The sequence below is a fragment of the Mesorhizobium caraganae genome (assembly GCF_016836705.1).
GTDB lineage: Bacteria > Pseudomonadota > Alphaproteobacteria > Rhizobiales > Rhizobiaceae > Mesorhizobium > Mesorhizobium caraganae.
The window spans coordinates 88,691-112,239 of the sequence record NZ_JAFCGY010000019.1; the positions used below are offsets into that span (position 1 = coordinate 88,691).

Sequence of the window (23,549 nt, forward strand, 5' to 3'; positions counted from 1 at the left end):
ACACCCCCCTCTGTCCTGCCGGACATCTCCCCCGCAAGGGCGGAGATTGGCTGTTTTGAGGCGTCGCGCGCCTTTCAATGTCGAAGATTTGCGAAAGCGGCTGAGCGCCTGATCTCTCTCCTTGCGGGGGAGATGGCCGGCAGGCCAGAGGGGGGTGCTGTCCCTCCAGCCTTGGTAATCTAGCTCGTCTTCCCACCCAACCGCGCCAGCGCCGCCAGCACAGCGCCCGATTCCGCCAGTGCGCCGAAAACCCCATCCTCCATCGTCACCATATGTAGCGCCGCCTCATGCGCGTACTGGTCACCGCTGGCGCAGGCGTCGGCTATGGTCAGGCACTGGAAATTACGGTCGCAGGCCTCGCGCAGCGTGGTGTGGACGCAGACATCGGTTGTGCAGCCGGAAAACATCAGATGCGTGATGCCCCGCGCGCGCAGCACAAGCTCAAGGTCAGTATAGGTGAAGGCGCTGTTGCAGGTCTTGTCGACGATGATGTCGTGCGGCGCGACCTCGATGTCGGCGACGATCTGAAAGCCGGGGCCGGAGCGCAGCAGCACGTCGGTGGCTTCGAGGCCCGCCCGCTTGCGGCGCCATTTCTCGTAAGGCGTCATGTCGGCCATGTCGCCGCGATAGCCTTGCCTGGTGTGGATGATGGTGAGGCCGGCCGACCGTGCGGCCGCGATCAATCGGTTGACCGTCGGCAGGATGGCGCGCAGCGGCGCAGGGTCATACCCTTTCCTGGCGAAATAGCCCGATGGCGAGAGAAAATCCTCCTGCAGGTCGATGACCAGCAGCGCGGTATTTTGCGGCACCAGCTGGCCGTCATAGGGGAAATCGAACGGTGTCGCCTTGATCATCGGCTGCTTGCCTCAATTGCTGCCCGGCATCGTGGCCCAGCAACGCCGCCGCCGTCCATCCCTCAGTGCGACGCGGCAAGGTGGACCGACACAAAGACGATGCGCCGGTATCGCGCCAAAGACCGTTGGCCAAAAAGCCATCTTGTTTGTTGACTAGTAAACTCATGTTTTATAGTCAAGCGGGAGCACGGCCGCCTGAATTGGTTTCCAGCGGCTGTGCCGCGTTTGAGAGAAAGCCAGAATCCGTGGCTGGTATTTTCGGCGTCGAGATGGGGGTGTTTGCGCATCCCGTCACCGGCCAACCCATCGGTTACGTGCAATGACGAAGCGAGGACGAAGCATGTCCAGAAATGGTTTGTTGGCGGCGCTGGCTGCGGTCATGCTGTCGGCCGGCAGCGCTGCTGCGCAAGAGCAGCCGAGCACGCAACCGGCCCCGCAGCCCAGGGTTACGACGGAACCAGCAGCAACCGCCCAGCCTGCGCCAGTCTCGCCGCCAGCGGCGGTGGAAAAGGCGGCACCGACTGCGCTTGCCGCGCAGACGTTACCAGCCGCCGGACAAGTCGCGCCGGCTGCGCCAGCGCCGGCCAGCCAGCCCGGCGCAACCGCGCAGCCTGATCCTTCGGCGATTTCGCTGACCCTGCCGCACGACCTGTCGCCCTGGGGCATGTTCATGGCCGCCGACGTCATCGTCAAGGCGGTGATGATTGGGCTTGCCTTCGCCTCCCTCGTCACCTGGACGGTCTGGCTGGCCAAGTCGCTGGAAATCCTGTTCGGCAAGCTCAGCGCCCGGCGCGCCGCGCGCGCCATCGGCAATGCCGCCACCTTGCTGCAGGCCAGTCGTGCGCTGGGCAACAGCGGCGGCCCCGGCGCGCTCCTGGTGCAGGCAGCCGAGCAAGAGGCAGCGCTTTCGGCCAGCGCGCTCGACCACGTCACCGGCGACGGGTTGAAGGAACGCGTCACATCACGCCTGTCGCGCATCGAGGCGGCGGCGGCGCGGCGCATGTCGCGCGGCACCGGCGTGCTGGCGACGATCGGCTCGACGGCGCCCTTTGTCGGCCTGTTCGGCACCGTCTGGGGCATCATGAATGCCTTCATCGGCATATCGCAGGCGCAGACCACCAACCTCGCCGTCGTCGCGCCCGGCATCGCCGAGGCGCTGCTGGCCACCGCGATGGGCCTGGTCGCGGCCATTCCCGCTGTTGTCATCTACAACGTCTTTGCGCGCTCCATATCCGGCTACCGGCAGATCCTTGCCGATGCGTCGGCCGGCGTCGAACGGCTGGTCAGCCGCGATCTGGATTTCCGCACGGTGCCGCAAGTGCCTGCGCTGGCGGCGGAGTGATGGGCCATGGCGGCTAGAATTCGCGAGACTATCGACGGCGATCTTGAGGAAAACCACGAGATCAACGTTACGCCGTTCATCGATGTCATCCTGGTGTTGCTGATCATCTTCATGGTCGCGGCGCCTTTGGCGACGGTCGACGTCAATGTCGATCTGCCAGGCTCGACCGCGACGCCGGCATCGCGGCCGGAAACGCCGCTGTTCCTGACGCTGAAGGACGATCTGACGCTGGCGATCGGCAATGACAGTGTGCCGCGCGCGGCCTTTGCCGCCGTGCTCGACGGCAAGACAAAGGGCGACAAGCAGACGCGCGTCTTCCTGCGCGCCGACAAGGCGGTCGGCTATGGCGATCTGATGGAAGTGATGAATCTCCTGCGCGGCGCCGGCTACCTGAAGATCGCGCTGGTCGGGCTGGAGGTGCCGGCGGATCCGGCGGCGCCGCAACCAGGCGCCGTCCCATGACGCATCTGGCCGCCGCCGTTCCCATGGCCGATCCGCCGCGCACAGGCGCGCGCGAGATCCGTTTGTGGGTGGCTGCGGCCATTCTCACTGTCGGCGCGCATGTCGCGATCGCCTATGCCGTGCAGAATTTTAGCCTGGCCAACGAGATGGATGGGGGCTCGCCGCCGGCGGTGGCGATCGAACTGTCGCCGATGATGGTCGCACCGGCGGTGCCTGAGGACACGATGGCCGATGTGGTGACGCCGGAGCCGACGAACCAGGTGGAGGAGACCGTCGCCGACGCAAGACCCGTCGTGGAACCGGACGTCGACAAGCCGGAGCCGGTTGCCGATGAGGCGGAAGCCATTCAACCCGACGAGACCGCACCGGTCGAGACAGCAGCGGCCGAACAGCCCGATCAGGCGCCGCCGCTGGACGAGGTCGTACCTGACATCGTCCCGACCGTGGCGCCGGACGTGGTCATTCCGCTGCCGCAAGCCAAGCTTGTGGAGGACAAGCCGGTCGAGAAGGCAAAGAAGACGGTCGAAAAGCCCAAGCCGCGCCCGAAGAAAGAGAAAAAGGAAAAGGCCGCGCCGGCGAAAGCGGTCGTGACCGCCAGCGTCGATGCGAAGGTGGGCGCACAAGCGTCGGCGCCGAAGGCTTCGCAATCGAGAGGATCATCGGTCAGTGCAAGCAAATGGAACTCACAGCTGATCGGATGGATCAATCGAAACAAGCGTTATCCGAGCGCGGCAAGGTCGCGGCGCGCCGTGGGTACCGCAAATGTGACCTTCGTCGTCAGCGCTTCGGGCAAGGTGACCTCCGTCCGGCTGACACGATCATCGGGTGACGCGGACCTCGATCGAGCCGCGCTGAGCATTCTGCAGGGTGCGACGGTGCCCGCGCCACCGCCAGAGAAGGTCGGTACGGCTGTCGTGGCGCCTTTGATGTTCACGCTGCGGTAAAGTGGAGTGCAGCGAACGGTACCCGACCTTGTTGCCTGACGCCTGCATGTGCCGACGACCTGCCAACGGCTTTCAACAACCATCCGCGTGGGCCTGAAAAGCCGGTTATGACGTAGCGGTGGAGCCGATGCGGGATGCGGGCTTTGCGCCCTGCATCCCCTTTTCGATCAACGCCCCTGGTGCAAGCGCGCTTCCCGCTTCTTGCGCCACGGCGCGTTGGCCTCCCAGTCACCGGCCATGATGCAGCCGTAGGGCAGCACCTCGTCGACGATCTCCGCCAGGCCGAAATGCTCGATCTGGCGGCGCATCGAGGCCGCGTTTTTGTAGGCGGTCGGCAGCTCCGAAATATCCGTCACGCCAGAGAAGAAGCGGGGTCGATGTCCTTCGTCTCCTGCGCAAAGATATCGGCGTCGCTGCGCCGCGCCTGCATGCGCCTGTGCTTGGTGCACGAAAAAATTGCGCCCGGCGCCATGCGGCGAGAAGCCAAGCCCGTTCTCGGCATTCTTGCCGCGCACGATCAGCACCATGGCAAGCGGAAGGATGGCGCCTCCGATACCTCGCCTTGCTCGGCCACCTTTTCGTGAAGCTGAACGGTTGAACCGCTCGCCTGTTTGCCTAGGTAAAGAGTGTGGCCGGGCGCATTGCAAATCCGACAATCGGTATGACATTCTCCTGTATTAGAAAGCTTGCCCTTCCTGTTCTTGTCGTCGGCGTCCAGTCTTCCTGCGTCATTCCCGACGATACATCACGCATCGCCAAGGTTGAGCCCACGGCGGCGGCGGCCCGCAAGGAGATGGTCGGCCTCAGCGAAGCCGACGTTCGAATGTGCGCGGGCTTTCCGACCGCCACCGCGGACGTTGGCGAGTCTGGCCAGATCTGGACCTACCAGCGCGTCGTTCAGCGCGGCAATCTCAGCATTGTCGTCCCAACCATGGCGGTAGGCGCGATCCCGGCGGTCGGCGGCTCCGTCAATGTCGCTCCCGGCGGTTATTGCGACACGCAAATTCGCATGGCCAACGGCCGCGTCGCCGAAGTCGCCTACGCGGGCGACAACAATTTGCCGAACAGACGGGACGCGCTTTGTGTCAGTACGGTGGACGCCTGTGTGGCCTATGCCCGCCAACACAGTCAAAGAGCGACAGCCAGATAGCTGGTCACGGCTGATTGGCGAGCCGTGGCGTTGCATGTCGACGTCGGTAAGGGCTTGACTGACCCGCCGGAGCGAATACGCTAAGGCGAAATACCGGCCCTGATCGCCGGGCGGCAAATATGCCTCGTATGCCTCGCCCCTGCGGTGCTGGCTGCGGGGCATTGTCATTTCTGGGGTCCAGTTTGAAACAGCGTATCGAGATCGGCATCCTCTATTCGCGCTCGGGCAGCTATCAGCTGGTCTCCGATGCGTGCCGGATGGGCGCCATGCGCGCCATTGCCGACATCAATGCCGACCGCAGCTCGGGCATCGAACTGGTGCCGGTCGAGCGCGATCCGCAAAGCAATGCCGATCGCTACGCGACGCTGTGCGAAGACATTTTCAGGACCAGCAGCGCCCGCCATGTCGTGGGCTGCGTCACCTCGTGGAGCCGCAAGGAGACCATCCCCGTGCTGGAGAAGGCCGGCGGCATGCTCTGGTATGCCTGTCCCTATGAGGGCTTCGAGGCCAACGAGCACGTCGTTTACATGCACGCTTGCCCCAACCAGCACCTGGTGCCGCTGATGGCGCATGTCGTGCCCCGCTTCGGCGCCAACGGCTTCCTGCTCGGCTCGAACTACATCTGGGGCTGGGAGATGAACCGCGTGGCGCGCGACCTGATCGCGGATGCCGGCGGCAAGGTGCTGGGCGAACGCTATCTGCGCATCGGCGAGACCGATGTGTCGCGGCTGATCGCAGAAATACGGGCAACGCGGCCGAATTTCATCCTCAACAATCTGATCGGCACCTCGTCCTATGCCTTCCTCGCCGCCTATCGCGATCTGGGCGACGAGGATGCGGCGTTCAGGCCGGAAAACTGCCCGGTCGTTTCCTGCAACCTCACCGAGGGCGAACTGCCGGCGATCGGCGAAACCGGCAAGGGACATTTGTCGGTCGGGCCGTATTTCGCGCCGCGGCCGGCTGCCTTCGCCTCGTCCTTCGAGGCTTCCGCCTATGCCTCGGTGCAAGTGATGGCAGAGGTGCTGTCGCGCGACGCCGACGCCGGTCCGGCGGAGTTCTCCAAAGCCTTCGCCGAGCGGCGCTTCCCGACGCGGCTCGGGCCGATCGCCATTGACGCCCATTCCCAGCACGCGACACTGCCGGTGATCATCGGCCGGATCGCCGACGGCTTCTTCGAGGTCGTCAGCCGCGAGGATGAGGTGGCGCCGGATCCGTATCTGTCGCGCTACGACCCCGCCAAGACATTCGGCCGTCCGCGCCTGAGGGTGGTGTCGTGACCAGGGCGCGCATCCCCAATCTTGGCGGCGCCAGGGCCTTCATCCTGCATCGGCCGCACCCGACGGTGCAGGCAATCACCCGGCAATTGTCGGCCATCGGCCTGATCACTGTCGACTGCTGGCCGGAATTGCCGCCTGGGGCGTTGGCGGCCGATTTCGTCTTCTTCGACGCCGATCTTGGCTTTGACGAGCAATTTCCGTGGAAAGCGGGGGAGGCGCCGATGCCGCTGGTGGCGCTGATTGGTTCCGAGGCGCCCGGCCGCATCGAATGGGCGCTGTCGCACAAGGCCGATGCGCAACTCTTGAAGCCGGTCGGCAATGCCGGTGTGTACAGCGCGCTTCTGATCGCGAGGCAGAGTTTCGAGGCGCGAAAACATTTAGCCGGCGAAATTGCGTCGCTGCGCCAGCGCGTCGCCGAGCGCCAGACCATCGTGCGGGCGGTGGCGGCGCTGTCGAAGGGCAGCGACGACGAGCGCGCCTATGCGCAGCTGCGCTCGCTGGCGATGAGCTGGCAGATCAGTGTCGAGGATGCCGCGCGCCGGATCGTGGCGATGACAAGTGGGGAAGGAACGGGCGAGGAAGCAACGGGTGAAGAAGGCGGCGATGACCAGTCCAATCGCGCCTGACCTACCGGTGCGTATGCCGGCCAAACCACGCGCTGGCGTCTGGCGCCGGCTGGTCAAGCGGCGCCTGGCACTGCTCGGCCTGGTCATCGTTGCCATCGTCGTCGCCGGCGCCATCCTGGCGCCGTGGCTGACCGGCTACGATCCCAACGAGCAAATGTTCGACGGCCTGACCATCGAGGGGTCGCCCTTACCGCCGAGCGCCCAGTACTGGCTCGGCACCGACCTGCTCGGCCGCGACCTGCTGACCCGCATCCTCTACGGCGCCCGCACCTCGCTGATCATCGGCATTGTCGCCAATGGCGTGGCGCTTCTGATCGGCACGCTGGTCGGCGTCACCGCCGGCTATTTCCGCGGCTGGGTCGGCAGCGCGCTGATGCGCTTCACCGATCTGATGATGGCGTTCCCAGCCCTGCTGCTCGCCATCTGCCTGGCGGCGGTGTTCCAGCCGAGCCTGTGGATCGTCGCCATGGTCATCGCGCTGGTCAACTGGGTGCAGACCGCGCGCGTCATCTACACCGAAACATCCTCACTCGCTGAGCGTGAATTCATCGACGCTGAACGCACCATCGGCGCCGGTGCGCCGCGCATCCTGTTTCGCCACATCCTGCCGCATCTCCTGCCGACCATCATCGTCTGGGGCACGCTCGGCATCTCGACCACTGTGCTGCTGGAAGCGACTCTCTCCTTCCTCGGCATTGGCGTACAGCCACCAACGGCGTCGTGGGGCAACATCATTTTCGAAAACCAGACCTATTTCCAGGCCGCACCCTGGCTGGTGTTCATCCCCGGTGCGGCGATCCTGGCGCTGGCGCTGGCCTTCAACCTGATCGGCGATGCGCTGCGCGACATCCTCGATCCGACGCAAAGAGGCCGGGCATGATCGACTATCTCGGCCGCCGCCTGATCCAGTCGCTGCTGATCCTGCTCGGCGTCTCGCTGATCACCTTTGCGCTGCTCTACCTCTTGCCGGCCGACCCTGTGCGCCAGATCGCCGGCCGCAGCGCCACGCCACAGACGGTGGAAAACATCCGCCAGCAACTCGGCCTCGACCAACCCTTCGTCGTCCAGTACTGGCACTATCTGACAAAGCTCGTCAGCGGCGATCTCGGCCGCTCCTACATCCAGCGCTCAGAAGTCACCGAACTGATTGTCTCTCGGCTACCGGCAAGCCTGCTTTTGATGGTCGGCGCCATCCTGTGCGAATTGCTGATCGGCCTGAGCATGGGCCTGATCGCCGCCGTCAAGCGCGGCACCGCCACCGACCAGACCTTGATGGTCGCTTCCTTCGTCGGCGTCTCGGCGCCACAATTCGTCGTCGGGCTGTTGCTGCTCTACGTCTTTGCGGTGCGGCTGAGCTGGTTTCCGATCGGCGGCTACGGCACCTGGCGGCATCTCGTGCTGCCGTCGCTGACCATGGGCATACTCGGCGCCGGCTGGTATGCGCGCATGATGCGCTCGTCGATGATCGACGTGCTGCGCCAGGACTATGTCCGCACCGCCCGCGCCAAGGGTTTGGCGCGCAGCGCCATCATTTTCCGCCACGCGCTGCCCAACGCCATCCTGCCTGTCATCGCCATGATCGGCATCGACATCGGCATCTTCATGGGCGGCATCGTCGTCGTCGAAAGCGTGTTCGGCTGGCCCGGTATCGGCCAGCTGGCGTGGCAGGCGATCCAGCGCGTCGACATTCCGATCATCATGGGCGTCACGCTGGTGTCGGCCTTCGCCATCGTGCTCGGCAATCTCTTGGCCGACGTCATCGCGCCCTTCATCGATCCCCGTATCAAACTCAGATGAAAATGAAAAACAAACAGAGAAAGGGAACACAACAATGAAAAAGTTTCTTGCATCCACCGTCGCGGCATCGGTGCTGGCGCTGATGCTCGGCATGGCAAGCGTCCGCGCCGAAGACGCCGTCGACCCGAACGCCAAGCAGGGCGGCGCCATCATCGTCACCTACAAGGACGATGTCGCCACGCTCGATCCGGCGATCGGCTATGACTGGCAGAACTGGTCGATGATCAAGAGCCTGTTCGACGGGCTGATGGATTACGAGCCGGGCACCACCAATCTGAAGCCCGACCTCGCTGAAAGCTACGAGATTGCGCCGGACGGCAAGACCTTCACGTTCAAGCTGCGCCACGGCGTGAAATTCCACAATGGCCGCGAGATGACCGCCGACGACGTGAAATATTCGCTCGACCGCGTCACCAATCCGAAGACGCAGAGCCCCGGCGCCGGCTTCTTCGGCTCGATCAAAGGCTATGACGATGTCGCCGCCGGCAAGGCCGAGGGCCTGTCCGGCGTCACCGTCGTCGATCCCTATACGGTCAAGTTCGAGCTGACCCGCCCCGACGCCACCTTCCTGCATGTCATGGCTATCAACTTCGCCCATGTCGTGCCGAAGGAAGAGGTCGAGAAATACGGCGCCGATTTCGGCAGGCATCCGGTCGGTACCGGCGCCTTCAAGCTCACCGAGTGGACACTTGGACAGCGCCTCGTCTTCGAGCGCAACCCGGATTATTGGCACAAGGGCCTGCCGCATCTCGACAAGATCACCTTCGAGATCGGCCAGGAGCCGATCGTGGCGCTGCTGCGCCTGCAGAAAGGCGAGGTCGACGTGCTCGGCGACGTCATTCCGCCGGCCAAGTTCCAGGAGGTGATGGCCGATCCCGAACAGAAGGCGCGCGTCGTCGAAGGCGGCCAGCTGCAAACCGGCTATGTCACCATGAACACCACCATGGCGCCGTTCGACAATGTGAAGGTGCGCCAGGCCGTCAACATGGCGATCAACAAGGCGCGCGTCGTCCAGATCATCAACAACCGCGCCGTGCCCGCCAACCAGCCGCTGCCGCCGTCGATGCCCGGCTACAACAAGGACTACAAGGGCTATCCCTATGACGTCGCCAAGGCCAAGGCGCTGCTGGCCGAGGCCGGCCATCCCGATGGCTTCGAAACGCAATTGTTCGCCATGAACACCGACCCCAACCCGCGCATCGCCCAGGCGATCCAGCAGGACCTGGCGGCGATCGGCATCAAGGCCAGCATCCAGTCGCTGGCACAGGCCAATGTCATTGCGGCCGGCGGCGACAAGGCCGGCGCGCCGATGATCTGGTCCGGCGGTATGGCCTGGATCGCCGACTTCCCGGATCCGTCGAACTTCTACGGCCCGATCCTCGGCTGCGCCGGTGCGGTGCCCGGCGGCTGGAACTGGTCGTGGTATTGCAACAAGGATCTCGACGCCAAGGCGGCCGAGGCCGACTCGGTGGTCGACCCGGCAAAGGCCGGCGAACGCTACAAGATGTGGAGCGCCATCTACGACAAGGTGATGGAGGACGCGCCTTGGGCGCCGATCTTCAACGAGCAGCGTTTCACGCTCAAATCGGCCCGCATGGGCGGCGCCGACAACCTCTATGTCGACCCGGTCCATATCCCGATCAACTATGACAATGTGTACGTAAAAGATGTGCAATAGCTGCGACTACACCATCCACGGGCGCCATCACCATTTCGGCTGGGATAATTCGTTTGTCCCGGCCGAGCGGGTGGCGCCCGGCGCGACCATCGAGTTCCAGTGCCTCGATGCAGGGGGCGGCCAGCTTCAGGCCGACAGCACGGTCGCCGACGTCGCCAAGCTCGACTTCGAAAGGGTCAACCCGGTGACCGGACCGATCTTCGTCGAGGGTGCGGAGCCGGGCGATGCGCTGAAGGTGACGATCGAAATGTTCAAACCGTCCGGCTTCGGCTGGACGGCGAACATTCCGGGTTTCGGCCTGCTTGCCGACGATTTTACAGAGCCGGCGCTGAACATCTGGAAATACGACGCCGCCTCGCTCGAGCCGGCGCTGTTCGGCAAAAATGCGCGCGTGCCGCTGAAGCCTTTCGCCGGCACCATCGGCAACGCCCCGGCTGAGGTGGGGCTTCACTCGGTGGTGCCGCCGCGGCGCGTCGGCGGCAATCTCGACATCCGCGACCTCGCCGCTGGCACCACACTCTATCTGCCGGTGGAAGTGGCGGGTGCGCTGTTCTCGGTTGGTGATACGCATGCCGCGCAAGGCGACGGCGAGGTCTGCGGCACGGCGATCGAAAGCCCGATGGACGTCGTGCTCAAGCTCGATCTGGTCAAGGACGCCAGGCTGAAGACGCCGCGCTTCACCACGTCGGGCCCGGTGACGCGCCATCTCGACGCCAAGGGTTATGAGGTAACGACCGGCATCGGCCCGGACCTGATGATGGGTGCGAAGGAGGCGGTCGCGCAGATGGTCGACCTGCTGGCTGGGCGGTACCAAATCGATCCGGTCGAGGCTTATATGCTGGCTTCGGTGTGCGGCGACCTTCGCATCAGCGAGATCGTCGACGTGCCGAACTGGGTGGTATCGTTCTATTTTCCGCGCTGCGTGTTTGAATGAACGCGTCCTTCGCCCGGCTGCGCCTGCGATGACCGGCGAAACAAACCCCGTTCTTGACATCGCCAGCCTCTCCGTCAGCGTGCGTGGCGAGGACGGTGAGCGGGAGGTTGTCTCCAACCTGTCGCTGACGCTGGCGCGTGGCGAGACACTCTGCATTGCCGGCGAGTCTGGCTCCGGGAAGTCGATGACCGCACTGGCGATCATGCAACTCCTGCCGCAGCCGGCCGCGCGTATTTCGTCCGGCAAGATCCATCTCGGCGACACCGATCTGGCAACCCTCGACGAGCGCCAGATGCGGCGCATCCGCGGTGACCGCATCGCCATGATCTTCCAAGAGCCGATGACCTCGCTCAACCCGGTGCTGTCGATCGGTCGGCAGCTGACCGAATCCATCGAGGCGCATACCAGCCTGTCGCAGGCCGAGGCCCGCCAGCACGCCATCGAAGCGCTCAAGGCGGTGCGCATCTCTGAAGCCGAAAGCCGGCTAAAACAGTTTCCGCATGAGCTGTCCGGCGGCATGCGCCAGCGGGTGATGATCGCCATGGCGCTGGCGCTCGAGCCCGATGTGCTGATCGCCGACGAACCGACGACGGCGCTCGACGTCACCGTGCAGGGCGAGGTGCTGGAACTGTTGCGCGACCTGCAGCGTCAGCACGGCACCAGTGTCATCTTGATCACCCACGATATGGGCGTGGTCGCCGAAATGGCCGACCGCGTCATCATCATGCGGCATGGCCGCATGGTCGAGGAAGGCAAGACCGCTGATATCTTTGCCCGACCGCAGGCCGATTACACGTGCGAACTGCTGGCCGCCGTGCCGCGCATCGGCAGCGGCGTCGGGCGGCAGAAATCCAGGGATGTGCTTGAAGCCTCAAAACCGGCCAATGTCGCCGAGGTCAACGGCTTGCATGTCCGTTTCGATCTGCGCGGCGGCATCTTTGGCCAGGTCACCCGCCGCGTCCACGCCGTCGAAGGCGTCAGCTTCTCGATCGCGCCCAACGAGACGCTGGCGCTGGTCGGCGAATCGGGTTGCGGCAAGTCGACCACCGCCAAAGCGCTGGCAGGGCTGGTGCCGTATAGCGGTGACATCGTTATTGGCGGGCGCAATCTTTCCGGTCTCGGCCGCGTCGAGCGCAAAGCGGTGCGCCGCGACGTGCAGATGATTTTCCAGGACCCGTTCGCCTCGCTCGATCCGCGCATGCGTGTCGGCGATCTCGTCGCCGAGCCGTTGGTGATCCACGGCATCGCCTCGAAGGACGAGCGCCGCGATCGCGTGGCAGCGCTATTCGAGCGCGTCGGCCTGTCGGCCGACCAGATGGAACTCTATCCGCATGAATTCTCCGGCGGCCAGCGCCAGCGCGTCTGCATCGCGCGCGCTCTTGCCTTGCGGCCGAAGTTGATCATCGCCGATGAAAGCGTTTCGGCGCTCGACGTCTCGGTACAAGCGCGCGTGCTCGATCTGTTGAAGGAATTGCAGCGCGAATTCGGCGTCGCATATCTCTTCATCTCGCATGACATGGCGGTGGTGGAGAACATCTCCGATCGCGTCGCCGTCATGTATCTCGGCCAGATCGTCGAAATGGGCACACGCGACCAGGTGTTTTCCAACCCGCGCCATCCCTACACCAGGCGGCTGATCGAAGCCGTGCCGGTGCCAGACCCAGCGCAGCGCAGAACCCGATTCGCCCGCCTCGACCAGGAGATACCGAGCGCGACCCGCAAGATCGGCGAAGCGCCGCTGAAGCTGGCGCTGAACGATGTCGGCAACGGCCATCTCGTCGCTGCGGAAAGCTGAGCCCGCGCTGGTCGGCGATTGCAGCTGTTCTTTTACCTTGTTGAGCACAACCAAGACTTGTCATCTCGGGTTTACCTCGCCTTAGATGGATGACGACCACTATACGGTCGGCGTTCTTGCCTCAGGGGGAAACAGTGCTGAAGGCAGTTCTGCAGCTGCTGCCGGGTCGGTTCATGGATGTTCGCATGCGCGCGTCCGACGGCTACGAGACGCGCGTCGTGGAGCGGCCCGGACGCTGGATGACGGCGGCAGATCTGGAGCAGCTGACCAGCGATCTGCGGCTGGTGGCGTCGAAGACGCTGAAGGCCGGCAGCCTGACCTATGGCGTGTTTTCCGGCGATCGCAGCCGGCTGGAACATTCCATCATCACCATCGTCTACCGGCGCAGCGACGGGCGGCCGATCGCCTTCAACGCGCTGGCGCTGATGGAGATTTCACTGGCCGGCAAGCCGTATGAGGTCCTGCACCTCGGCCTCGTCATGGTCGATCCGGACGAGCGCAGCCGGGGGCTGAGCTGGATCCTCTACGGCCTGACCTGCTTCCTGATGTTCCTGCGCAACCAGCTGCGGCCGATCTGGATCTCCAACGTCACCCAGGTGCCTGCCGTCGTCGGTATGGTCGCCGAAGCCTTCACCAATGTGTTTCCCGGACCGCATGCCGGCGCGCGGCGCTCGCTGACCCATGTGCTTTTGGCGCGGCAGATCATGGCGCGCCACCGCCATGTCTTCGGCGTTGGCCCGGAAGCGGGTTTCGACGAAGAGCGCTCCGTCATCACCAATGCCTATACAGGCGGCTCGGACGATCTGAAAAAAACCTTCGACGAGGCGGCCAAGCACCGCGTCGAGACCTATAACGAGTTCTGCCGCAAAGAGCTCGACTACGGGCGCGGCGATGACGTGCTGCAGATCGGCCAGATGAGTTTCCAGGCGGCGCGCACCTATCTAGCCGACGCGGTGCCGCGCGGCTCGCTTGCCGCCCTTGCCGTGGCGGGTGGCGCCGCCACGCTGCAGCGACTGGTGCTGCCGGTGGTTCACTGGGCGGATTCGAGCCGGCAATGGAATGTGCTGAGACCATGGACACGCTAGCGGCCTCAGATGCGGTACGCCGTTTCACGCTCAAGCTGATGGCAGCGGAGCCATGAGTTTCGACGACACACTCGTCGCCGACACCATCACCTCGCTGGCGGCGCTGTTCGGCCTGCTGATCGTGATATCGGTCGTCGGCGGGCGCGACGATGGGTTGTCGCGCCGCTTCCTGTTTGGGTTGCGTGTGCTGGCGGTGCTGCTCGCCTGCCGCATTCTGGACTGGACGACCGGCCTCGCCCTCTTCCGCTTCGTCACCATCGCGGCAGCGGGCCTGCTGCCGCTGGCCGCTCTTTTGCTGACTGAGGGCTTGCTGCGCCGGCATGCGCCGTTTGCGCTTAAATTCTTCGCCGCAAGTGGCGCCCTGCTGTTCCTCCTGCTGGCTCTGATCCCGGAAAGCCTTGCAGAGCCATGGCGGATGGCGATGCTTCTGGCCTTCCAGTTCGGTGGTTTTGTCGCCATCGGCTGGCTGGTGATGACGCGCGATCGCGACAGCCTGTCGGCGGCCGAGAACCGCACCGTGGAGCGCATGGCGCTGTCGCTGCTGCTGATCCTTCCGTTCATGGTCACCGATTACCGGCCCGGCCTGTTCGAGGTGCCGGTGCGGCTCGGCGGGATCGCCATCCTGTTCCTGTGCTGGTTGACAATCGGGCTTGGGCGGGCGAGCCTCGGCCACCGCGACACGATCGGCGCCTTTGCTGTCATCGCGCTGAGCTCGGTGTTTGCCGGGCTGGCGCTGGGTGGCATCGATGATCTCGGCTGGCGCGGCAGCGTGCAGGGCGTGGTGATCGTGCTGTCGGCGACGCTACTGGCCGTCATCTACAATGACAGCGTCAGCCTCACCGCCGAAAAGCGCCGCGACTCGCTGCTGAAGCACATGGCCGAGGGCGACCTGACGGATTCCGCGAGCTTCCTGCGCGGCCTGCAGCACCACATTCTCGTCGACGGCGCCTTGATCCTGCCGGCCGCCGACCTCGGCGATTTCGACCTGAAGGTGCTGGCGCGGGCGCTGGAACAGGCGCCGGTGCGCTCGCTCGCCGACGTGCAGCCGGATGCCCCCGTGGACGAGGACATACGCGAGCAGCTGGCATGGCTGTTCGAGAAATACGAGGCGACGCATGTGCTGCTGGCGACACTCGACCCGTTGGCCGTGGTCGCGCTCAACATGCCGGCGATGGCATCGTCGCCCGGCGTGGAAATGGAATTGCGCGCCGTGCAGCGCATGGCGATGCTGATCGCGCAGCGGGAGGCCATGACGTGACGACAAGAAGGGCCGGCGTTTTGTGCCGACCCGTCTTGTGAGTGGATCAGGCGGCCTTGGTCTTCAAGGCCTCTTCGTCGCGCACCATCTTGGTCACGGCGGCGAAGTCGAGCTTGCCGGAGCCGAGCACCGGCACTTTTGGGACGACGCGCACTTCGGCCGGCACCATCAGGTCCATGGCGCCGTTGGCCTTGGCGAAAGCCAGGAAGTCCGCACGGGCCGCGCCGGGTGCCTCGGTAATGAGGATCAGCTTTTCACCCTTGCGTGCATCCGGCACGGTGGCGACCGCCGACAGCGAGCCCTTCCACAATTCGCCGGCCAGCGCTTCGACGGCCGCCAGCGAGATCATCTCGCCGCCGATCTTGGCAAAGCGCTTGGCACGGCCGCGAATGGTGATGAAGCCACCCTCGTCGATGGCGACGACGTCGCCCGTATCATGCCAGCCGTCTTCAAGCGGTTCGAGCACGCCGGGCTTCTCGGCCCGGAGATAGCCGGCCATGACATTGGGACCGCGCACGAACAGCCGGCCGCCATCGTCGACGCCGGGCACCGGGTCGAGGCGATATTCCATGCCGGGCATGATCTTGCCGACGGTTCCAGAGCGGTTGTACATCGGCGTGTTTATGGAGATCACCGGCGCTGTTTCGGTGACGCCGTAGCCCTCGAGGATGCGCACGCCGAACTTCTCCATATAGGTCATGCGCGTCGCGGCCTTGACCGGTTCTGCGCCGGCAAAACAATAGCGGATCGAGCGGAAGTCATAGGGATGCGCGGTGCGCGCATAGCCTGAGAGGAACGTGTCGGTGCCGAAGATGATCGTCGCGTTCGAGCCGTAGATCAGTTCGGGCACGAGGCGGTAGTGCAGCGGCGAGGGGTAGAAATAGACCGGCACGCCCGAGATCAGCGGCAGTACCGCGCCCGCCGTCATGCCGAAGGAATGGAAGATCGGCAGCACGTTGAAGACCTTGTCGCCCGAGTGGAAGTCGATGCGCGACGCCGCCTGGGCGGCATTGGCCAGGATGTTGCGGTGGGTCAGCACCACGCCCTTGGGCGTGCCTTCCGAACCCGAGGTGAACAGGATCACCGCAGGATCGTCGGGCTTGCGGGCAACGCGCGGCGTGCTTTTGCGCAGCAGGCCCAGGAGCTTGTCCTTGAGGCCAATGGTGGCGCGCAAATCATCGAGCCAGACGATGTTCACCGAGCGGCCGAGCTCCTCGACCACGGCGCCGAGTTTTGCCTGTTCGATAAAGGCGCGCGAGGTGAGCACGGTCTTCACCTCGGCGGCCTTGCAGGCGGAGAGGATGTTGGCGGCGCCGGCGGTGAAGTTCATCATCGCCGGAACCTTGCCGGAAGACATGACGCCGAGCAGCGTCGCGCAGGAGCCGTTGGCGTTGGGCAGCATGATGCCGAGCGTCTGCTGGCCGGCGTAGAGGTTCTTGAATTTCTCGCCAAGCACGGCAGCAGCCGTCAGGAGCTTGCCGTAGCTCAGCGAACCGGTGACCGGGTCCTGCACGGCGAGCTCTCTCATGCCGCGTTCGGTGGCGGTCTGGATGATCTTTTCCAGCACTGTCTTGTCGATGTCCTGGGTGCGGAAGACGAGGTCCGACATCACCTGATAGAGGGCAGACCCGGCCGCGGCGCGGCGCTTGCGGCCCTTCAGCTCCGGCGGCACTTCGAGCTTGACAGGCTCCAGAATGGTCACCTTGACCTTTGGGAACAGCCGGCGGCGCACATGCTGCGAGCTCAGCCGCGAGAAGTAGGTCTTCTCCAACCCGTCGATACGCACCGGCACAACCATCGAGCCGGTCTTGTCGGCGACCATGGCAGCGCCGTCATAGACCTTCATCAGGCCACCGGTGACAGTAATGCGGCCCTCCGGGAAGATGACCAGCGGATCGCCGCCCTGCACGACCTTGATCAGCGTGCGGGTGGACATCGGCTTGGCCGGATTGAGCGGCAAAGCGCGTGCAAGTTTCATGAACGGCTTCATCCACCAGGCCTGGGCGATGAAGTAGTCGATAGCGAAGACCGGCTCCTCGTCGGTCAACGTCAGCGCCAGCGGACCGTCGAGGAAGCTGACATGGTTGAGCGCCAGGATCGGCGCCTTGCCGGCCGCCTTGAGGTTGTCCATACCCTCGACCTCCAGGCGGAGGAAGGCCCGGAACAGGATGGAGACGAAATCGCGGAAGGGGTTGGTCGGCAGGAATTTCAACATCAGCCAGGCAGCAATCGCATTGGCCGCGGCGAGGCCGAACAGAATGCCACCGGTGGAGACTTTGGTCTGGATCACGGCGACAATGATACCGCCGACCGTCATGAAGCCGGCATTGACGATACTGACGGCAGCAACGACACGGGCACGGCGCGCCTCGGGCGACCAGGCCTGCACGGCGGCGAAGGTCGGCACCACCAGGAAGGCGGCTGCGATGGCCATGCCGGCGAGGTCGATCGCGACCCGGATCGTGTTCGGGCCGGCGAAGAATGCACCAAGGGTTTCTGCGTGGGGCGAAGGCGGCATGCTCCAGATCGTCCAGGCCAGATGCAGGCCGAACAGCGCCAGCAGCGCCGTGCCGACCGGTGCCGGCAGAAGCACGATGCGGCCCTGCGACATCCAGGCGGCGATGGCCGAGCCGATGGCGATCGAGACGGCGAAGACCGCGAGATAGACGGTGACCGCCATCTCGTTGCCGCCGAGCGAATCCTTGACCAGGGTCGGCAGGATCGACAGCACGATGGCGCCGATCAACCAGAACCACGAGGTCATCAGGCCGGCGCGCCAGATGCGCATGTCGGTGCGCAACTCGGCAACCTGACGCCAGGTCGAGCGGAAGATGTTCTTGTCGATGACGAGGTCGGGCGCCGCCGAGCCGGTGGACGGAATATAGCGGCTGACGAGCCAGCAGCCGACGGCGAGCGCCATCATGATCGGTCCGAACACTGTGACGCCGATGCCATCGGCGGAAACGACGCCACCGGCAATGGTGCCGCCGAGGATGGCGGCAAAGGTGGCGGACTCGATCCAGGCGTTGGCCTTTGGCAGTTCCTTGCGCTCGAGGTGATCGGGCAGGATGCCGTATTTGATCGGCCCGAATAGCGCCGAGATGATGCCGAACATCAAGAGCGCCACCATCAGCACGGGAATGGACGACAGCGCGATGCCGGCGACAGAGACACCCGCCGCGGCGATCTCGGCGAATTTCAGACGTTTGGCGATGAGGGCCTTGTCGAAGCGATCGGCGATCTCGCCGCCAAGCGCGGACAGGAACAGGAAGGGGGCCATGAAGACGGCGCCCGCCAGAGTGACCAGAGACGCCGCCTGATCCGCCGCCAGCGTAAACAGAATAAGGAACACCAGCGTGTTCTTCAGGAAATTGTCGTTGAAGGCGGACAGGAACTGCGTCCAGAACAAAGGCGCAAAGCGCCGGGATGTCATCAGATGAGCTGTGGGACGGTTGATAGGGGCGATTTCCATAGCGGCGACTTCCATTGGGCAAGACCGGTGAAATCCTGTTGGGATTGATCAGCGGTCTTGCGCGGTTTGAGCCTTGTTTTAGCGGGAACCCGGTTACACTTCGTTACTGCGGCTGACTTCCATCAGCAGCTTCTCGGTCTTGGCGTCTTCCAGCCGGTTGATGAAGCGGCTTGCTTCTTCCGAGTCACGCAACGTCTTGGTGATGGTGATCGAGGTGTGCACGAGCATGATGGCGGCCATGGCGTAAAAGCCCTTGGCGGCGAAGCTCGCCTCCATGAAGTAGATGCCGCCGGCCATCATCGTGGCGGCAACGACGAAACTGGCCATGGTGAAGGTCTTCCAGGCGCTCGAGTCCTTGGGGGAGTAGGTGTTCGGGGTCATCGGTATAATCCTTTCGTTTCAGGGTTAGGTTGGTTGGTCGTGGGTCTGTTTCAGGCCGGATACAATCAGGCCGGCTTGGTCATCGTCTTCGTCAGCCGTTCGAGCACGGCGTCGGCGCTGCTTCTCAACGGGGCGCCACAGCCGGCGGCCGCGAGCTTTTCGCTGACCGCGGCCGGATCGCCCGACTGCTCCATCTCGGCCATGGCGGCCGCGGTGGCGTCGATCTGCTTTTGCCGTGTGCGCAGGCGCAGCAGCGTCTCCTCGGCGTCCTTGAGGGCCGAGAGGCTGGAGCCCGGAGCGCTTTCGCGCAGGCGCTGGGTCGAGTCGACCGCGGCAACGATGCGCTGGCCGCGCTGCAATTCACGCAGGCGCATTTCAGAGACGCGAATAATCCGCTTCAGCCGTTCGATTTCGGTGCCGAAGCTTTTCTGCGCCTCGCTGGAGGCATCGCGTTCGGCTTCCAGCATGGCGATGGTTTCGGCGGCCTCACGGGCCAGTTCATTCTGTCCCTGCTCGATCGCGGCGATGGTGCGCTTCTCCAGGTCGTCGAGGCGGACGACCAGCTTCTTGAACTGCGCGACTTCCTGTTCGTTCTGGGCGATGGCAATGGCGACCGCCCGGCGGGCAGCGGCGATGGCGTCGGCGCAGTCGCGGATCTGCTGGCGCAAGATCACCAGCGCGTTGCTGTCGACGACCGCCTCGGCGGCTTCGTAGCTGCGGCCGCGAACGAGAGCAAAAAACTGTTTCAACATTCCCGTTTCTCCTCTATGAACGTTGTTCACGAATGCAACGTAACACATCGTGAACGGCGTTCAAGAGGAAAATGAACGGTGTTCATAAATTTCTGATAAGGAAGGTTAATGACGGCAAAACGGGACGCCAAACGCGAAGATCTCAAAGGCAGGCTGATCGAGGCCGCGCAGGCGCGCATTCAAGCCTCGGGTCTCGCCGGGCTGCGCGCACGCGACATCACGGCCGATGCCGGCTGCGCGCTGGGTGCGCTCTACACCGCCTTTGCCGACCTCGACGAGCTCATCCTGCACGTCAATTCGATTACGCTGGCGCGGCTGGGAGAGGCCTTGCAGCAGGAGGCGACGGGCGCCGCAGAGCCAAGGGCGAGGCTGAAGGCGCTGGCCAAGGCCTATCTCGGCTTCGCCAGCGACAATCGCATGGCATGGAAGGCGCTGTTCGAACACCGCATGGCGCCAGGCGTGGCGGTGCCCGAATGGCACCTGGCCGAACATGCGGTGCTGATCCAGCATCTGGTCGAGCCGCTTGCCAAGCTGCTCCCCGCGTTGGACACGCCGGACCTGCTGGCCCGCGCCCGCACCCTGTTCTCCGCCGTCCACGGCATCGTCTCCATCTCGCTCGAAGACCGCTTCATTGGCCTCGCGCCCACCGACCTCGAAAGCGAACTGCTCGGTTTCGTCGACACGCTGGTGAGCGGGCTGGAGACGGAAAGAGAATGAGCTGCCGCGATCGGCTCTTGCCTCACCGCTTTCTGCCCTTATGAAGACCGTGGTGCGGACTGGCCTGTTGATTAAGGCCAGCTGAAACTGTTGGGGACATCAGGTGACAATTAATCAGGAGCGTCGGTTTCGGCCCGAAATACAAGGGTTGCGCGGACTGGCCGTCACTCTGGTCGTCATCTTTCACCTGTGGCCCTATGTTCTTCCCGGTGGATATATCGGCGTCGACGTCTTTTTCGTCATTTCGGGCTATCTGATCACCGGCTTGCTGGCGCAGATGGCGCTGCGCGACGGTCGCGTCTCGGTGATAGAATTCTATTCGCGACGGATTCACAGGCTTCTACCGGCAGCGATCCTGGTGCTTCTGGTGACGATGCTCGGCACGCTGCTGTTCATTTCCAAGGCCCGCTGGGAGGAAACCGCCAAGCAGATCCTGGCCAGCGCGCTCTATGTCGAAAACTGGCGCCTGGCCCACGAGGCTGTCAGCTATCTCGACGCCGACAATCTGCCGACACCGGTGCAGCATTACTGGTCGCTTTCCATCGAAGAGCAGTTCTACATCGTCTGGCCGGTGCTCATGATCGGCGTGATTTGGCTGGCGCGGCGGTGGGCCATCTCCTTGAGACGATGCCTGGCGACGACATTGTCGCTTGTTTTCGTGGCATCGCTGGTCGCCTCGATTGTTCTGACGAAAACAGACCCCGCCCAGGCCTATTTCGTCAGCCATACACGCCTGTGGGAATTGGCGCTGGGCGGTCTTCTGGTGCTTGGCGAGCACCGGTTTCGATTGGGCGCGGGTACAAGGCGGCTGATGGCGCTTGCCGGCATCGCCGGCATCCTCGCGTCCGCTTTTCTGTTTTCCGCGGCGACACCGTTCCCCGGCGTCAGTGCGTTGCTGCCAACCTTGGCCACCGTGCTCGTCATCCTGGCTGGCGGAGTCCAAGCCGGCCGGTTTCGTGGGCTCGATTTGTGGCCGCTTCGTTTCATCGGCGATCGGTCATACTCGATCTATCTCTGGCATTGGCCATTGATCACATTCTTCCTGGGACAGGGCCATTCGCTGACATTTGCCAGTGGGGTCGGCCTGATTGCGGTGACCCTGGTCCTGTCGGACCTGTCTTATCGCTATGTCGAACAACCTTATCGACAACCCCGGGGCGGCGCGTGGTGGAAGCCGCTGGGATACGGCACCATCGCGGTCCTGGCATGCGTGGCGGCATCCGAGGGGCTGCTGCATTTTGTGACGACGCAACGCACCGACATTACGCTGATTGGCACGCCTGCCTATCCTGGGCCCGCTTCGCTGCTGGCCGGCGTCGCGGTTCCGGACGGTGTGGACCTGCTGCCGCCGCTGGCCCGGCTAAGGCGGGACGTGTCGAGTTTGTTCGCAGCGGGATGTCAGCAGAACCTGAAAGGCGCCAAACCGGTGGGATGTGTGCTGGGCGATCCGGCCAGCGCGAAAACCATCGTCCTCGTGGGAGATTCTCACGCTGCCCAGTGGGGTCCAGCCCTGAACAAGATCGCCAAGGACCGCAAATTCAAGCTGGTTTCTTTCTCGAAATCCGCCTGCGCATTGGCGCGCGCGCCCACCATGTCGGACGGCAAACCGTATCCATCTTGCTACGAGTGGCGAGAGAAAGTGCTGGCCGAAATCCTCAAGCTCAGACCGTTCGCTGTTATCACCAGCCAGTCCAACGCAGGATCGGTTCCCGATGACGCGATGATCGAAGGGCTGCGCGACGTCTGGAGCAGACTGACGGAGGCGGGCTCCCGGATCATCGTCATCCGCAACACGCCCTTGATGGCATTTGAGCCCGGCGATTGCCTGAGCGCCACGCCTGTAAAATGCTTCACCAAAAGAAGCGACGCCGAGCTCAACGACGTGTTGGCGCTTGCTGCAGAGGGTCAGAAAAATGTGCGCGTCGTCGATATGACCGACGCCATGTGCGGGCCGGAACTATGCCCGGCGGTTGTCGGCAATATGATCGTTTGGCGCGACAATGGTCATTTGACGGCCACCTATTCGCTTGCGCTCGCGCCCTATCTCGCTCCCAGGCTCGGGCTTTGACGCAATTCCCGAGAGGAAAGCGCTAGGCGCTTTTCCGAATAAACTGACCGAATGGCTAAGGCAGGGGGTGTCAGACCGGGCGCAGGGCGTCCTAAAGGGAGCTTAAGCCAGCGTCACGTCGAGCTATTGGCCGGCGCCGTGTCCGAAGGCGTTACCCCCGTCGAATACATGCTGTCCATCATGCGAAACGATGAAGAAGAAGAGAAGAGTCTTGCTTGGGCCGCAGAGAAAGCAGCCCCATACATCCCATCCCAGGCCAGCACCGATCGCACGACCCATCGAGATTGAATTACCCGACACGAGCACGGTGGATGGGCGCTGGCATGTCTTGTCACCGCCACAGCGCAGGGCAGGATTGCTCCCCTCGGAAGCGCAAAGCATTTCTGCCCTCATTGAGGCCCAGCGGAAGGCGATTGAAACAGGCGATTTGCTGGAGCGCCTGGAAGCGCTTGAAGCTTCAATGGCACGGAAGGAATAGCGATGCTCCGATATCACCAGCGGCTACTGGAGCTTGAGCGCCTACGTAGGCAGACGGAAGTGCGCCTGACAAAGGGGAATCGCGATGCCATCGCTGATTGGATGGACGCTCAACATCGGGCTGCTGTGGAAGCCGCGTTCCGCGCTGATCTGTAGCTGGTGGCGGAGCAGTCGATGGCGCTTGCGCGGTCGGCAGCGCCTTGAGGCTGTCGCCAGCAATCGGAACAGGGCTCAGAAACACGTCTGGCGGGCAGTTATCATGCTGCTGAGCGCCGATGGCGTCTGCACGACCGAGATCATGCGCCGGACCGGCACCTCTGAGACCTGCGTCTGGCGCTGGCAGAAGCGCTTCACTAGCGCCAGTCGTCGAGCACGAAGACGCCGGCGCGACTGTAACCCGGCTCATTGGGCCTGTGCATCGTGACCCCTTGGATTTCGGTTCGAAAGCCACGCCCGACCAAGTGCCGGTACGCCTCGTGG

General features: G+C 63.9%; 20 protein-coding genes and 1 pseudogene. 16 read left to right on the plus strand and 5 right to left on the minus strand.

The annotated features are described in order from the left end of the window. Window positions 1–179: 179 nt before the first annotated feature. Window positions 180–854: a cysteine hydrolase family protein gene (locus tag JQK88_RS25265; protein ID WP_192254833.1), complete on the minus strand. Its 675-nt coding sequence runs from the start codon at window positions 852–854 to the stop codon at window positions 180–182. Between the two features lie 340 nt (window positions 855–1,194). Here JQK88_RS25265 and exbB point away from each other — a divergent pair, with 340 nt between their 5' ends. Genes exbB through JQK88_RS25280 form a run of 3 tightly spaced genes read left to right on the plus strand, consistent with a single transcriptional unit; the run spans window position 1,195 to window position 3,602 of the window. Then, window positions 1,195–2,196, plus strand: a complete 1,002-nt coding sequence (gene exbB, locus JQK88_RS25270) for a tonB-system energizer ExbB (protein ID WP_203279791.1) — start codon at window positions 1,195–1,197, stop codon at window positions 2,194–2,196. 6 nt (window positions 2,197–2,202) lie between these two features. After that, window positions 2,203–2,658: a TonB system transport protein ExbD gene (exbD, locus tag JQK88_RS25275; protein WP_192254837.1), complete on the plus strand. Its 456-nt coding sequence runs from the start codon at window positions 2,203–2,205 to the stop codon at window positions 2,656–2,658. After that, a complete protein-coding gene (locus JQK88_RS25280) occupies window positions 2,655–3,602 on the plus strand; it encodes an energy transducer TonB family protein (protein WP_203279792.1) in 948 nt (315 codons plus the stop codon). The genes exbD and JQK88_RS25280 overlap by 4 nt, the downstream gene beginning before the upstream one ends. Before the next feature lie 167 nt (window positions 3,603–3,769). On the opposite strand, the gene JQK88_RS25285 is transcribed toward JQK88_RS25280, so the two are convergent. Beyond that, window positions 3,770–4,129, minus strand: coding sequence for an RtcB family protein (locus JQK88_RS25285; RefSeq protein ID WP_312037321.1), 360 nt, complete (start codon window positions 4,127–4,129; stop codon window positions 3,770–3,772). Between the two features lie 134 nt (window positions 4,130–4,263). Here JQK88_RS25285 and JQK88_RS25290 point away from each other — a divergent pair, with 134 nt between their 5' ends. From JQK88_RS25290 to JQK88_RS25335, 10 genes are all read left to right on the plus strand, one after another. Further along, on the plus strand, window positions 4,264–4,752 hold the full coding sequence (locus JQK88_RS25290; RefSeq protein ID WP_192254843.1) for a hypothetical protein: 489 nt from the start codon (window positions 4,264–4,266) through the stop codon (window positions 4,750–4,752). Between the two features lie 182 nt (window positions 4,753–4,934). Then, window positions 4,935–6,029, plus strand: a complete 1,095-nt coding sequence (locus JQK88_RS25295) for a transporter substrate-binding protein (RefSeq protein WP_192254845.1) — start codon at window positions 4,935–4,937, stop codon at window positions 6,027–6,029. After that, window positions 6,026–6,655, plus strand: coding sequence for an ANTAR domain-containing response regulator (locus tag JQK88_RS25300; RefSeq protein WP_192254847.1), 630 nt, complete (start codon window positions 6,026–6,028; stop codon window positions 6,653–6,655). The genes JQK88_RS25295 and JQK88_RS25300 overlap by 4 nt, the downstream gene beginning before the upstream one ends. Beyond that, window positions 6,633–7,535: an ABC transporter permease gene (locus JQK88_RS25305; RefSeq protein WP_192254849.1), complete on the plus strand. Its 903-nt coding sequence runs from the start codon at window positions 6,633–6,635 to the stop codon at window positions 7,533–7,535. The genes JQK88_RS25300 and JQK88_RS25305 overlap by 23 nt, the downstream gene beginning before the upstream one ends. Then, on the plus strand, window positions 7,532–8,452 hold the full coding sequence (locus JQK88_RS25310; RefSeq protein WP_203279793.1) for an ABC transporter permease: 921 nt from the start codon (window positions 7,532–7,534) through the stop codon (window positions 8,450–8,452). The genes JQK88_RS25305 and JQK88_RS25310 overlap by 4 nt, the downstream gene beginning before the upstream one ends. A gap of 82 nt (window positions 8,453–8,534) precedes the next feature. Then, entirely contained in the window at window positions 8,535–10,130 is a 1,596-nt protein-coding gene (locus tag JQK88_RS25315; RefSeq protein ID WP_246750033.1) for an ABC transporter substrate-binding protein, read from the plus strand. Then, complete coding sequence (locus tag JQK88_RS25320; RefSeq protein ID WP_192254855.1) at window positions 10,120–11,064, plus strand: acetamidase/formamidase family protein; 945 nt, start codon at window positions 10,120–10,122, stop codon at window positions 11,062–11,064. The genes JQK88_RS25315 and JQK88_RS25320 overlap by 11 nt, the downstream gene beginning before the upstream one ends. Before the next feature lie 28 nt (window positions 11,065–11,092). Further along, window positions 11,093–12,859: an ABC transporter ATP-binding protein gene (locus JQK88_RS25325; RefSeq protein ID WP_203279795.1), complete on the plus strand. Its 1,767-nt coding sequence runs from the start codon at window positions 11,093–11,095 to the stop codon at window positions 12,857–12,859. 134 nt (window positions 12,860–12,993) lie between these two features. Then, window positions 12,994–13,944 (plus strand): hypothetical protein, encoded by a 951-nt coding sequence (locus JQK88_RS25330; RefSeq protein ID WP_203279796.1) that lies wholly within the window; start codon window positions 12,994–12,996, stop codon window positions 13,942–13,944. A gap of 52 nt (window positions 13,945–13,996) precedes the next feature. Next, window positions 13,997–15,202 (plus strand): hypothetical protein, encoded by a 1,206-nt coding sequence (locus JQK88_RS25335; protein WP_192254859.1) that lies wholly within the window; start codon window positions 13,997–13,999, stop codon window positions 15,200–15,202. Between the two features lie 46 nt (window positions 15,203–15,248). Here JQK88_RS25335 and JQK88_RS25340 read toward each other — a convergent pair whose 3' ends face one another. From JQK88_RS25340 to JQK88_RS25350, 3 genes are all read right to left on the minus strand, one after another. Then, window positions 15,249–18,674, minus strand: a complete 3,426-nt coding sequence (locus tag JQK88_RS25340) for an acyl-[ACP]--phospholipid O-acyltransferase (protein WP_246750032.1) — start codon at window positions 18,672–18,674, stop codon at window positions 15,249–15,251. Window positions 18,675–18,767: 93 nt separating this feature from the next. After that, window positions 18,768–19,055, minus strand: a complete 288-nt coding sequence (locus JQK88_RS25345) for a YiaA/YiaB family inner membrane protein (RefSeq protein ID WP_192254861.1) — start codon at window positions 19,053–19,055, stop codon at window positions 18,768–18,770. A gap of 65 nt (window positions 19,056–19,120) precedes the next feature. After that, window positions 19,121–19,807, minus strand: coding sequence for a PspA/IM30 family protein (locus JQK88_RS25350; protein WP_203279799.1), 687 nt, complete (start codon window positions 19,805–19,807; stop codon window positions 19,121–19,123). 108 nt (window positions 19,808–19,915) lie between these two features. Between JQK88_RS25350 and JQK88_RS25355 the strand changes: the two genes are divergently transcribed. The 3 genes and pseudogenes from JQK88_RS25355 to JQK88_RS25365 form a co-directional block, all read left to right on the plus strand. Next, window positions 19,916–20,524, plus strand: a complete 609-nt coding sequence (locus JQK88_RS25355; protein ID WP_203279801.1) for a TetR/AcrR family transcriptional regulator — start codon at window positions 19,916–19,918, stop codon at window positions 20,522–20,524. 103 nt (window positions 20,525–20,627) lie between these two features. Continuing rightward, the gene (locus JQK88_RS37225; RefSeq protein ID WP_203279803.1) at window positions 20,628–22,592 is read left to right on the plus strand and encodes an acyltransferase family protein; all 1,965 of its coding nucleotides are present in this window, start codon (window positions 20,628–20,630) and stop codon (window positions 22,590–22,592) included. A gap of 658 nt (window positions 22,593–23,250) precedes the next feature. Further along, window positions 23,251–23,421, plus strand: a pseudogene (locus tag JQK88_RS25365) (helix-turn-helix domain-containing protein); the annotation flags it as partial. Between the last annotated feature and the right edge of the window lie 128 nt (window positions 23,422–23,549).